This is a genomic window from Nocardia sp. NPDC059240 (assembly GCF_042753865.1).
In the GTDB taxonomy this organism is placed as follows: Bacteria; Actinomycetota; Actinomycetes; order Mycobacteriales; family Mycobacteriaceae; genus Nocardia.
Genome location: NZ_JBHZAC010000002.1, coordinates 35983 through 48432 on the forward strand (window position 1 = coordinate 35983; position 12450 = coordinate 48432).

The following is a 12450-nucleotide window of genomic DNA, read 5'->3' on the forward strand; positions in this document are numbered from 1 at the left end:
TTTTTTGTTCCGGCCACCACCGTTATCTACATTGCTGTTGTCGTCGGCTGCGTATTTTGTTTATATGAGACTCACCGTGAACATCTAAGCGACCACCCCCCGGCCGGCGGGGGTGCTTTTGCTCCCGCCGCGGGACGGGACGCTCGGGACCATCGCCATCGGGGATGTGGGGCTGGAGAACGGCGCCGTCATCCCCGATGTGACGCTGGCCGTGCAGCGGTGGGGCGAACTCTCGGCGAACGCGGACAACGTGGTGCTCATCGAGCACGCGCTGACCGGCGACTCGCACGTGGTCGGCCCCGCCGACGTGCACCACAGCCAGCCCGGCTGGTGGGACGGCATCATCGGGCCCGGTGCCGCGGTGGACACCCGCGAATGGTGTGTCATCGCCACCAATGTGCTCGGCGGCTGTAAGGGCAGCACCGGCCCGGCCTCGCTGGCCCCGGACGGAAAGCCTTGGGGCGCACGGTTTCCCGAGATCTCCATCCGGGATCAGGTGACCGCGGAACGCAAACTGTTCGACCTGCTCGGCATCGACCGCCTGGCCGCCGCGATCGGCGGTTCCATGGGCGGCATGCGGGTGCTCGAGTGGATGATCGGCAGTCCCGAACGCATCGGCGCGGCCCTGGTGCTGGCGGTCGGCGCACGCGCCACCGCCGACCAGATCGGCACCCAGACCACCCAGGTCGCCGCCATCACGGCCGATCCGGACTGGCAGGGCGGCAATTACCACGGCACCGGGCGCGCGCCCATGACCGGCATGGGCATCGCCCGGCGCATCGCACACCTGACCTACCGCACCGAGTCCGAGCTCGACCACCGCTTCGAAAACCATGCCCAGGGGGACGAGAACCCTTGGGCGGGTGGGCGTTACGCGGTGCAGAGCTACCTGGAGTACCAGGCCGACAAGCTCATCTCGCGCTTCGACCCGGCCACCTACGTGCTGCTCACCGAGGCCATGAACCGCTACGACGTGGGCCGCGGGCGCGGCGGCGTCGAGGCGGCGCTGGCGGCCACGCCGGTGCCGTGCGTGATCGGCGGGGTGGATTCGGATCGGCTCTACCCGTTGCGCACCCAGCAGGAGCTGGCCGATCTGCTGCCCGGTTCCAAGGGGCTGGAGGTCATCCACTCGCGTGACGGCCACGACGGCTTCCTGACCGAATTCGACGCGGTGAGCAAGCTGGTGCTCGAGACCATGGATCTGGCGCGCGCCCAGCGGGTGTCCGACCGCTGAATCAGCGCTGCCAGACCGCTGTATCTACGCTGCCTCATGGGCGGCGCGTTACCTCACGTATCGTGGCTGTTTCGCGCGAATTGTCCTGACACGCTTCCGGTTTCGTCGACATGACACCTCCGTAACCGCCGGCCCCGAATACGTGTGCTCGGGGCTTTCCGGTCGTAATCTGTCAGACATGACCGCCGCATTCGATGACATGGATCTCCGCGATCTCGTCGATCTGCTCTCCGAGGACGAGCAGCGTGAACTCCGCCCGGCCATACTCCGCGTCCTGCACAGACTTCCCGACCAGGAAGTACTACGCCGAGAACTCGGTCGCCGTATCACCACCGTCTAGCAATCCCGATCGCCTTTTCAGCGCCGCGACTCCGGTCGCGGCCCCGACCTCGGTCGCTTACGTGACCGCCGCCGTGCGGCCTATGTGACACCGAGGCTGCTGATGGTCGCGGCCAGTGCGATGATCGCGCCGCCCAGCACCGTCAGCCACGCCACATCGAAACCCTTGCTGCGCACCGCGAGCAGGCCCGCCCGGTCGGTCGGCAATGTCATCCGCAGCGCCGCCGCCAGCAGCGTCGCCCCGCCGAAGATGTAGGTCCCGCGCCGCCAGCGATCCCAGGCCAGGAACACGATGGCCACCACCAGCACCGCTCCCACCAACATCATGGGCAGATTCTCGCGCAGGAACTCCCCCGCACGGCTGCTGCGACTCTCGGGTGCGGCATGGGCTGGACTCACCGCACGAGCTTATCCGGCGCTCTGAGATGCTGGAGCCCGTGTTCCATCTCGTGTTCTTCGAACCCCGCATCCCGCCCAATACCGGCAATGCCATTCGGCTGGCCGCCGGTACCGGCTGCGCGCTGCACCTGATCGAACCGCTCGGCTTCGACCTATCCGAGCCGAAGCTACGCCGGGCCGGGTTGGACTACCACGACCTGGCCGTTGTCACCGTGCATCAGAGTCTCGCGGCCGCCTGGGAAGTCATCGCGCCCGAGCGCGTCTTCGCGTTCACCGCGACGGCCACCACGCACAACACCGAGATCGCCTATCGCGACGGTGATGTGCTGCTCTTCGGTCCGGAGCCGACCGGCCTGCCCGAGGAAGTCCTCGCCGACCCCCGCGTCACCGAGCAACTACGCATCCCCATGCTCCCGGGCCGCCGTTCCATGAACCTCTCCAACGCCGCCGCCGTCGCGGTCTACGAGGCGTGGCGGCAGCTGGGTTTCCCGGGCGCGGTCTAGTCGTCGATTTCGAAGCGTTTGAAGCGGAGGTCGTGCCGGCGGTCAGGCGGACCGCGGACTTGGGGACGCCGTAGTGGGCGGCGAGGAGTTCGATGGCGGCCTTGTTGGCCTTGCCCTCCACGGCCGGGGCGCGCACGTACAGTTGCAACGCCCCGTCGTCGAGAATCTCGACCAGGGGGCCCTTTTTGCTGCCGGGTTTGATGGTCGCCCGGACCACTGTGGGCATGCGCACTCCTTTCCGGATAAGCGATCGTGACAAACAGACCGTAGTGTCGCGTATGCCGTGGCGGCAGGGAGGTCGCCCAGACAAAGGAATGTTCAACATGGTCAAGCGTTTACTCATGCTGCTGTCAGCCGTGGTGGGGGTGATCCTGCTGGCGACCGGGACCGCTGCGGCCGGGCCGGTCACCGTGCACGACGATTCCAAGGTCCTGGATGTCACCAAGGTGACGAATGCCGCCATGCAGCTCACGGATCCGGTGCAGATCTTCACCACCCAGAAGTTCTCCGACGATCGCGGCAAATTCGATCAGGAGACCCAGGCCCACGTTTCCGGTTCGTCGGACGTGGTGCTGGCGATCAACACCAAGTCGGGGTTCTTCACCATCCGGACGGGTACGAATTCGCACATCAAGGACACCAGCGCCGCCGGCTCGGCTTTCCAGAACGGCCTCGGCAGCAACCACGATTACACGAGCGCGACGATCGCCGCGCTGGGCTCGCTGAAGTCGGCCACCGGTCAGGGCGCGCCCACCGGCGCCAAGGCCGGTAACCCGGCTCCCGCGCCGGTCGCCAAGCCCGCCGCCAAGAGCAGTGGCTTCGGCTGGCTGGGCCTGCTGTGCCCGATCGTGATCATCGGCGGCATCATCGCGGCCGTCGTCGCGTTCCTCCGCCGGCGCCGCAACCCGCCGCCCCCGCCCCCGATGGGTGGCGGCGGTTTCGGTGGCGGCTACCCCGGCGGTCCGGGTTACGGCGGCCCCGGTTTCGGCGCTCCGGGTTACGGCCCGCCGCCCGGCCGCCCGGGCATGAGCCCCGGTGCCGCAGCGGGTTTGGGCGCGGTCGGCGGTGCCGTCGGCGGCGGCCTGCTCGGCTATGAGCTCGGCCGCATGGAAGGCGAGCATGAGGAGCGCGGCCGCGACAACTACGCCCCGCCGCAGGAATACGGTGGCGGCGGCTACGACCCCGGCAACCAGCAGTGGGGCGGCGGCGGAGGCGACTACGACTTCGGCGGCGGAGGCGACTCCGGCGGCGGGGGCGGCGACTTCGGTGGCGGCGGAGGCGACTTCGGTGGCGGCGGAGGCGACTTCGGTGGCGGCGATTCCGGCGGCGGAGGCGGCGGCGACTTCTGATCGCCACTGACCTCAGCGAAACATCCTGGCGCGCCCGGTACTTCACTCGAAGTGCCGGGCGCGTCCCCTGTCCGAGGGCCGGTGCGGGGGCGAGGCCGGGCTCGGCGAAGTCAGCGCGGCGGGGCGGTGACGGCCTGCATGCGGGTGTGAACCGCACGCATACGCTCGACGGCGGCCGGATGCGAGCTGAGCAGTCCGGCGCGCAGAGGGCGTGGGCCCGCGGCCATTTCGAGATTGGCCCAGGCTTCCAACACGGAGTAGAGGGCAGGCCCGTAGCCGAGGTCGACGGCGGTCCGATCGGCGCGGAGCTCCTCGTTGCGCGACAGCGCCGCCTGCAGCAACGGCATGGCCAGCGCCAGCAGCACCAGCACGACCGCCCCGACAGGCCCGACCACCTGTGCGAAGGCCCGGAAGAAGCCGAAGGCGATGCCGAGGCCGCCACAGACGAAGACCAGCCACAGCACGGGAGCGAGTTCGCTGAGCACCGCCGCGATTCCGCGCACCAGGGCCCGCCCCCAGCGCCAGGCGATGCGGGCGGGCGCGCCGTACCAGTGCGCCATGAGCGCCGCCCAGGTGTGCCCGCCCAGATGATGGCCGAGCTCGTGCGCCAGCACCGCCTCCAATTGCTGGGGCAGCAGGCTCATCAGCGACCACCGCGTCACCGACACCAGATGCCCGGCCGCCGCGAAGGCATTGAGTTCCTTCGAATCCTCCACCCACAGTGAGTATTCGGTGCCGTTGATCCCGGCTCGCGCGGTCACCCGCCCCCACGCGGTCCCCAGCAGCGCTGCCTCCTCGGGCAGCGGCTGCCGCACCCGGTAATACCAACGCGCCAGCGTGTTCTCGACTGCGGGCACGAAAACCATTCCCCCGGAAGCCAACCAGGCCACGGTGATCACCAGCGCCCACACCCCGCCCAGCAGCGATCCGAGAGCCAGCACGATGAGCAGACTCGCCAGCGCCGTCGGCACCGACAGCAGCAGCGAAGCCGCCGTGGACAAATGCAGGTCCCGCCGCACCCCGGGCACGAAACCCGCTGCCGCCGAACGGCTCCCAGCTCCTCCCGGCGGGCCGGTGGTCCCCGCCGCATTCGGCGGCTGCCGGTTCACCCCGGCCTGATTCCAGCCGGGCGGCGTGGCGTTCCCTGGGCGGGCGGGATTGCCAGGGTGACCGGAAGCCGGTGGCGCGTCCTGATGCTGCCGGGTGGGCGCGACCCGGGCGGTGGTCGCCACGACGGTCAGGGCCTGCTGAGCGGCCATGGCGAAGGCGGTGCACGAGGGGTAGCGCCGGGCGGGATCCTTGGCCAGCGCGGTGGCGAGCACCGCGTCGAGCACCGGGGGCAGGCCCGGGCGGAGGGTGCGGAGCGACGGGGTGGCGCCCTTCAGGTGGGCCTGGATGAGGGCGGCGGGGTTGTCGGTGGGGTAGGGCGGTGCGCCGGTGAGGAAGTGGAAGAGGGTGCAGGCCAAGGAGTATTGGTCGGTGCGATGGTCGAGGGGGTTGCCGACGAGTTGTTCGGGGGCGGCGTAGGCGAGGGTGGCGGTGAAGGTGCCGGTGCGGGTGAGCCGGGTGGCGGCGTCGTGGAGTTGGGCGATGCCGAAGTCGGTGAGCAGAGCGCGCGCCCCGGGCCCGCGTTCCAGCAGGATATTGGCGGGCTTGACATCCCGGTGCAGGACGCCGCGACCGTGGGCGTGGTCGAGGGCGGCGGCGACCTGGGCCACGATGTGCACCGCGGCGGTGGGCGGCAGGGTGGCCGCTTCGGCGTCGGGCCCGTCGACGAACTGCATGGCGATCCACGGCACGCCCTGTTCCACGCCGCGATCGTGCACCGCGACGATGTTCGGATGCTCGAGCCGCGCCACCGCCTCGGCCTCGCGTTCGAACCGGCCGCGAATCTCGGTGTCGGCGAACATCTCCGGGCCGAGCAACTTCAGCGCGGCCCAGCGCGGCAGTCGCGGATGCCGGGCCAGATAGACCGATCCCATGCCCCCGCGCCCCAGCAGCCGTTCGATGGTGTATCCGGCGAAAACGTCGCCCCGCTGCAACAAATCCCCACCCCTGTACGTGTCTGTCGAGCCAGAACTGTACCGGCATCCTCGCCATGCTCGCCCACCGTGACAAGCGAAATAGCTTGTCCGCGCGCGCTTCAGCGGAAGTCGCGGGAGCGGCCCTCGATGCGCAGGTCCATGCGCTGCAGGTGTTCGGCGACAATGGTGACCGCCCCCTCGGCGTTCTGCACCCGGCCGCGGATGAGCAGGGCGGGCGCGGTGGTAGCCAGACGCCGGTAGCGCGCCCACAGTCCGACCGAGCAGACCACGTTCACCATGCCGGTCTCGTCCTCCAGATTGAGGAAGGTGACCCCGCCCGCGGTGGCGGGCCGCTGCCGGTGGGTGACCGCGCCGCCGACGAGAACCCGTGCCCCGTCGCGAATGTCGAGCAGCCGGTCGGCGGGGATCACGCCGAGCGCGTCGAGCCGCTCCCGCAGGAATTCGGTCGGATAGCTGCCGGGTGAGACCCCGGTGGCCCATACGTCGGCGGCGGCCAGTTCCAGGGCACTCATGCCGGGCAGGGCGGGGGCGGCGGTGGCCGCGCCGGTGCCGGGCAGCCGGTCGGGGCGTTCCCCCGCGGCCGCGCCCGCCGCCCACAGCGCCTCACGGCGGGTGGCACCGAGGCTGCCCAGCGCGCCCGCGGTGGCCAGCGCTTCCGCCTGCGGCACCGAAAGTTCCACGCGCCCGGTGAGATCCAGGAACGACGTGTAGGGCCCGATCTCGCGGGCGGCCACGATCTGTTCGGCCAGGTCGGTGCCGATGTGCCGGACCGAGGCCAGCCCCAGCCGGATCTCCATGCCCTTCGCCTCCAGGGTGGCCTCGGCCAGGCTGTGGTTGATGTCGGGCCCGTGCACCGCCACCCCGTGCCGGCGCGCGTCGGCGACCAGAGATTGCGGTGAGTAGAACCCCATCGGCTGAGCGCGCAGCAGCCCCGCGCAGAAGGCCGCGGGGTGATACAGCTTGAACCAGGACGAGTAGAACACCAGCGAGGCGAAGCTCTGCGAATGACTTTCCGGGAAACCGAAATTCGCGAAGGCGCAAACTTTCTCGTAGATGCCGTCGGCGATCTCGCCGGTGATGCCGTGCAGGTCCCGCATGCCCTGATAGAAGCGGTCCCGCAGCCGCTCCATCTTCTCCGGTGAGCGTTTGGATCCCATGGCGCGGCGCAGCTGATCGGCTTCGGTGGCGCTGAATCCGGCGATGTCCACGGCCATCTGCATGAGCTGCTCCTGGAACAGCGGAATGCCGAGGGTGCGTTGCAGCGAATTCTCCAGTGCCGGATGGTCGTATTCGACTTTCTCCCGTCCGTTGCGCCGGCGGATGTAGGGGTGCACCGAGCCGCCCTGGATCGGCCCGGGCCGGATGAGCGCCACCTCCACCACCAGGTCGTAGAAGGTGCGGGGTTTCAGGCGTGGCAGGGTGGCCATCTGCGCCCGGGATTCCACCTGGAACACGCCCACCGAGTCGGCGCGGCACAGCATGTCGTAGACGGCCGGTTCCCCGAGATCCAGCTGATGCAGTTCGACGGTCTGGCCCTTGTGCTCGGCGACCAGGTCGATCATGTAGTGCAGCGCCGAGAGCATGCCGAGCCCGAGCAGATCGAATTTCACCAGGCCCGCCGACGCGCAATCGTCCTTGTCCCATTGCAGGACACTGCGATCGGCCATGCGCGCCCATTCGGTCGGGCACACGTCGGCGATGGGCCGGTCGCAGATCACCATGCCGCCGGAGTGGATGCCCAGATGCCTTGGCAGCCCTTCCAATTCACCGGCCAGCGCAAGCACATCGTCGGGGATCTCGGTGTGCTGTTCCTCGGCCACCCCGGTCCACCGGCTCACCTGTTTACTCCAGGCGTCCTGCTGTCCGGTCGAAAAGCCCAGGGCGCGTGCGGCATCCCGCACCGCGGACCGGCCCCGGTAGGTGATCACATTGGCCACCTGTGCCGCGTATTCGCGCCCGTACTTGGCGTAGACGTGCTGGATCGCCTCCTCACGCCGATCCGATTCGATATCGACGTCGATGTCCGGTGGCCCGTCCCGCTCCGGTGACAGGAATCGTTCGAACAGCAGCTGATTGGCGACCGGATCCACATTGGTGATGCCGATGGCGTAGCAGACGGCCGAGTTGGCGGCCGAACCCCTGCCCTGACACAGGATGTCGTTGTCGCGGCAGAAGCTGACAATGTCGTGCACGACCAGGAAGTAGCCCGGGAACTCCAGTTCCGCGATGACCCGCAGTTCGTGCTCGAGTTGCGCGTAGGCCGCCGCGTTCCCCGCCCGCGATCCGTAGCGTCGGGCCGCGCCCCGGAAGGTGAGTTCGCGCAGCCACGAGTTCTCGTCGTGCCCGTCCGGCACGTCGAAGGGCGGCAGCTCCGGCGCGATGAGCCGCAGATCGAAGGCGCATTCCCGGCCCAGCGCAACGGCATTCGCGACGGCCCCCGGGCAGTCGGCGAACAGCCGCGCCATCTCGTCACCGGAGCGCAGGTGCGCGCCGCCGGTGGGGGACAGCCAGCCCGCCATGTCGTCGAGGCTGGATCTGGCCCGGATGGCGGCCAGCGCCATGGCCCGCCGCCGTTGCGGGGGTGCGGCGAAATGCGCTCCGGTGGTGGCGAGTACGGGCAGCCCGACCTGGTCGGCGAGCGCGACGAGCCGGGCATTGCGCTCATCGTCCTCGGGGATTCCGTGATGGGTGAGTTCCACGCTCACGTGCTCGCGCCCGAAGCGCTCCACGAGTTCGCGCAGCGCCGCCTCGGCCGCCGTGTCGCCTTGTGTGAGCGCCTGTCGCACAGTGCCTTTGCGACATCCGGTGAGAATGTGCCAGTGCCCGCCCGCCGCCTCGGTGAGCCGGTCCAGGTCGTAGCGCAGAATGCCCTTCTCCCCCGCCGCCATGTGCGCGGCGGCCATCTCCCGCGACAGTCGCCGATAGCCTTCCTGCCCGCGCGCCAGCACCAGCAGGTGCGGTCCGGCGGGATCCGGTGTGCCGGTGCGGGGTTCGGAGTTCAGTGCGTCGGCTTCGGGGTCGCGGCCGCGTCGCCGTCCGCGCGGCACCAGGTGCGCTCCGGCGCGGGCGGCGGTGCCGATGGAGAGTTCGGCCCCGAAGATGGTCGGCATCCCCCATTCCCGCGCGGCCTCCGCAAAGCGCACCACCCCGTAGAACCCGTCGTGGTCGGTGAGCGCGAGCGCTTCGAGACCCAGTCGCACGGCCTCCTCCACCAGTTCCTCGGGTTGGCTGGCCCCGTCGAGGAAGCTGTAGGCCGAATGCGTGTGCAGTTCGGCGTAGGGCACCCCCGGCCGTTCGACGCGCCCGAGCTCCCCGGCCTCGTATTTCTCCCTTTTCCGCGACCAGGCCGGGCTGTCCCCGCCATCACCGTCGACCTGCGGCCGGGCGCGCGCGGGATCGGGTCGCCCGGACAGCACCCGTTCCATTTCCGCCCAGGACGGCGGGCCGTTGTGCCAGCCCACGACCCACCTCCTTCGCGAATCCGACCGGTCTCGAGTATCGAACATACATTCGAAACCGAGTGGTCTCTACAGCGACTCGCTCACACGTCGTGGCGGCGGAACTTACTTTGGAGTAAGTTCGAGGCAATTCCACCTGCAAGGGAGCAGCGATGAGTGATACCTCCGCAGATCACGCCGGTTACCTGGCCCGTCGGCGCGCTCAGCGCGACCTGACCGGCAAGCACATCGTCATCACCGGCGCGTCCTCCGGCATCGGCCGTTCGGCCGCGTTCGCCGTCGCGGAGAAGGGGGCGGTCGTCATCCTGCTGGCCCGCCGCGCCGACGAGCTGTCCACCGTGGTGGACGAGATCACCGCCGCGGGCGGGCGAGCCTTCGGGTATCCGTGCGATGTCACCGATCAGGAATCCGTCGACACGGCCCTCGCCACCATTCTGGAGACGCACGGGCACGTCGACATGCTGGTCAACAATGCCGGACGTTCCATCCGCCGCGCCGTGCACCGCTCCACCGACCGCATGCACGACTTCGAACGCACCATGGCCGTCAACTACTTCGGCGCGGTCCGCATGACGCTGGGCCTGCTGCCGCAGATGCGCGAGCGCAAAGACGGTCACATCGTGAACATTTCGAGCGCCGGCGTCCAGGTCGCCACCCCGCGCTTCGCCGCCTACCTCGCCAGCAAGGCCGCCCTCGACAAGTTCGCCGAGGTGACCGCCGCCGAAATGCGTTCCAGCAACATCACTTTCACCACCATCCACATGCCCCTGGTGCGCACCCCCATGATCACCCCCAGCGGCGACCAGGGCGCGGGCACCCAATCCCCCGAATGGGCCGCCGCCCTCATCGTCCGCGCCCTCACCGAGCGCCCCCGGCAGATCGACGTACCGATCGGCACCCTGGCCGAATACGGCCAACTCTTCGCCCCCGGCATCAAGGAACGGGTGCTGCACCGCTACTACCGCGCCCTCCCCGACTCGGCCGCCGCCAAGGGCGAAGCCACCCCCGAGCCGGACACCACCGACGTGGAAATCATCACCCCCCAACGCCGCCGCCGCACGGTCCCCCCCGCCGTCCGCGTCACCGGCACCGCCCTCCGCCGCGCCGCCCGCCTCGTCCCCGGCACCCACTGGTAACCCGCCCACCGAGATTCGCCGCCGCGGTCCCGTCCATGCCGAGCGTGCGTGGGCGGGACCGGCTCGCTCTCGGGTATGAGCGCGGGATCATCCTTGCGCGGGAGGCGGGTCGGGCCCGGGGTGGGACAGACTCGAGGGGCTATGGGTATTCAGGATGTCGCGGCTCGGGGGATATTCGGGTGGGTGCGGGGGGCGCCCGGGTGGGTTGTGGACCTTGTCATCACGGTGTTGGTGACGGTGGTGACGGTCGCGCCGCAGCTGTCCGGGCGGCGGCCGTGGTGGGTGGTTGGGGCGGCGCTGGTGGCGGCGGTGCCGTTGTTGTGGCGGCGGCGGGCACCGCTGGTGACGGGGGCGGTGGTGGGGACTGCGATCACCGTGCTGGCGTGTGTGCATGCGCTGCCTGCGCTGCCGTACGGAACCGTGGTGTGCGCGTACACGATTGCCGCCTACAGCGGGTCGACGGCGCGGTGGACGGCCGCGGTGGTGGGGGCGCTGGGGGTTGTGGCTTCCTTGATGTTGCCCAATGAACCGGTCGAGTCCTACGGGTATGCGGCGCTGTCGTTTTCGACGGCGTGGACACTCGGGACCGGGGTTCGCGCTCGCCATGCGCAGATCGAATTGTTGCGGGAGCGTGCGCTACGGGTGGATGAGGAGCGGGGTGCGGCGGTGGCGCGGGAGCGGGTTCGGATCGCCCGGGATGTGCACGACATCGTCACGCACGCACTGGGTTCCATGATCGTGCAGGCCGAGGCCGGGCCGATCCTGACCCGCACCGATCCCGGGCGCGCCGATGCCGTCTTCGCGGGCATCGCGGATACCGGCCGGACTGCGGTCCGCGATCTTCGGCACAGTCTCGCGGTCCTGCGCGACGGTCCGGAGCAGGCTCGACATCAGCCGGGCATCGCGACCATCCCGGATCTGGTGGACGGCGCGCGGCGCGGCGGGCTCGTCGCCGAACTCGTCGAGAGCGGTACGCGCCGAACGGTATCCAGCGAGGTGGACGTGACCGCCTACCGGGTGGTGCAGCAGGCCCTGGCGAACACGCTCGAACACGCGCACGCCACCCGGGTGCAGGTGACACTCGACTGGTCGGAAGGTCATCTCTCCGTGCAGATCCACGACGACGGCGCAGGTGCGAGACCGGGGGCGCAGCCGCGGGTGGGGCGGGGCGGAACAGGGCTGACGGGTATGCGGGCGCGCGTCGAGGCATGCAGTGGACGGCTGTTCAGTGGTCGGTCCGACCCCGGATTCACTGTCCGCGCCGAACTGCCTCTCGTCCAGGAGATCTGAGCCGTGCGTGTGCTCGTAGTCGATGACCAGGAGTTGTTCCGCAGCGGCTTCGCCCTGATTCTGTCGGCCGAACCCGACATCACGGTGGTGGGTGAGGCCGCCGACGGGCTGGAAGCGGTCGCGCTGGCGGAGGCGCTCACGCCCGATGTGGTGGTCATGGATATTCGCATGCCGCGACTGGATGGTGTCGAGGCGACCGCTCGGATCTGTGCGCGCTCCGACGCGAAAGTGTTGGTGCTGACCATGTTCGATGTGGACGAGTACGTCTATGCCGCGCTGCGAGCCGGGGCGAGCGGGTTCCTGCTCAAGGATGCGCGGCGGGAGGAGCTGGTCGCGGCGGTGCGCGTGGTGGCGGCGGGTGAGGCGCTGCTGGCTCCCACGGTGACCCGGCGGGTCATCGCTCAGCTGACCGGGCAGGGCAGTCCGCGACCGGAATTGGCGAACCGGCTCGGGGAGTTGACCGAACGGGAACGCGATACCTTGCGGGAGCTGGCGCGTGGGCAGTCCAATGCGGAGATCGCGCGGGCGCTGACCGTCAGCGAGCACACGGTGAAAACCCATGTCAGCTCGGTGCTTTCGAAGCTCGCGCTGCGTGATCGCGCGCAAGCGGTGGTGTTCGCCTACGAGGCCGGGCTGATCGTCCCCGGCCGCGACGCCTGACGCCGCCGGCCCGAGGCGACTGGGCCGCGCGAGCGAG

The 12450-nt window shown here is 69.6% G+C and carries 10 protein-coding genes and 1 pseudogene; 7 read left to right on the forward strand and 4 right to left on the reverse strand.

The window, feature by feature from the left end; genetic code table 11:
• Window positions 1-118: 118 nt before the first annotated feature.
• Both ACFXHA_RS06165 and ACFXHA_RS06170 read left to right on the forward strand, forming a co-directional pair.
• The gene (locus tag ACFXHA_RS06165) at window positions 119-1234 is read left to right on the forward strand and encodes a homoserine O-acetyltransferase (protein ID WP_379353557.1); all 1116 of its coding nucleotides are present in this window, start codon (window positions 119-121) and stop codon (window positions 1232-1234) included.
• A gap of 178 nt (window positions 1235-1412) precedes the next feature.
• Window positions 1413-1574, forward strand: a complete 162-nt coding sequence (locus tag ACFXHA_RS06170; RefSeq protein ID WP_379353559.1) for a hypothetical protein — start codon at window positions 1413-1415, stop codon at window positions 1572-1574.
• An 80-nt stretch (window positions 1575-1654) separates the two neighbouring features.
• Here the strand turns inward: ACFXHA_RS06170 and ACFXHA_RS06175 are convergent, their stop codons facing one another.
• Window positions 1655-1900, reverse strand: coding sequence for a DUF3017 domain-containing protein (locus ACFXHA_RS06175; protein WP_379354973.1), 246 nt, complete (start codon window positions 1898-1900; stop codon window positions 1655-1657).
• Window positions 1901-1998: 98 nt separating this feature from the next.
• Between ACFXHA_RS06175 and ACFXHA_RS06180 the strand changes: the two genes are divergently transcribed.
• On the forward strand, window positions 1999-2475 hold the full coding sequence (locus ACFXHA_RS06180) for a tRNA (cytidine(34)-2'-O)-methyltransferase (protein WP_379353561.1): 477 nt from the start codon (window positions 1999-2001) through the stop codon (window positions 2473-2475).
• A gap of 25 nt (window positions 2476-2500) precedes the next feature.
• Here the strand turns inward: ACFXHA_RS06180 and ACFXHA_RS06185 are convergent.
• A pseudogene (locus tag ACFXHA_RS06185) lies at window positions 2501-2701 on the reverse strand (DUF167 domain-containing protein); the annotation flags it as partial.
• 97 nt (window positions 2702-2798) lie between these two features.
• On the opposite strand from ACFXHA_RS06185, the gene ACFXHA_RS06190 reads away from it, so the two are divergent.
• Entirely contained in the window at window positions 2799-3824 is a 1026-nt protein-coding gene (locus ACFXHA_RS06190) for a hypothetical protein (protein WP_379353563.1), read from the forward strand.
• A 110-nt stretch (window positions 3825-3934) separates the two neighbouring features.
• Here ACFXHA_RS06190 and ACFXHA_RS06195 read toward each other — a convergent pair whose 3' ends face one another.
• Both ACFXHA_RS06195 and ACFXHA_RS06200 read right to left on the reverse strand, forming a co-directional pair.
• A complete protein-coding gene (locus tag ACFXHA_RS06195; RefSeq protein ID WP_379353565.1) occupies window positions 3935-5869 on the reverse strand; it encodes a protein kinase in 1935 nt (644 codons plus the stop codon).
• Window positions 5870-5967: 98 nt separating this feature from the next.
• A complete protein-coding gene (locus ACFXHA_RS06200) occupies window positions 5968-9330 on the reverse strand; it encodes an error-prone DNA polymerase (RefSeq protein ID WP_379353567.1) in 3363 nt (1120 codons plus the stop codon).
• A 149-nt stretch (window positions 9331-9479) separates the two neighbouring features.
• Here ACFXHA_RS06200 and ACFXHA_RS06205 point away from each other — a divergent pair, with 149 nt between their 5' ends.
• The 3 genes from ACFXHA_RS06205 to ACFXHA_RS06215 all read left to right on the forward strand — a co-directional run bounded on the left by ACFXHA_RS06205 (window position 9480) and on the right by ACFXHA_RS06215 (window position 12413).
• On the forward strand, window positions 9480-10463 hold the full coding sequence (locus tag ACFXHA_RS06205; protein ID WP_379353569.1) for an SDR family NAD(P)-dependent oxidoreductase: 984 nt from the start codon (window positions 9480-9482) through the stop codon (window positions 10461-10463).
• 207 nt (window positions 10464-10670) lie between these two features.
• Window positions 10671-11753, forward strand: a complete 1083-nt coding sequence (locus ACFXHA_RS06210) for a sensor histidine kinase (protein WP_379353571.1) — start codon at window positions 10671-10673, stop codon at window positions 11751-11753.
• Between the two features lie 3 nt (window positions 11754-11756).
• Complete coding sequence (locus ACFXHA_RS06215) at window positions 11757-12413, forward strand: response regulator (protein ID WP_379353573.1); 657 nt, start codon at window positions 11757-11759, stop codon at window positions 12411-12413.
• Window positions 12414-12450: the final 37 nt, after the last annotated feature.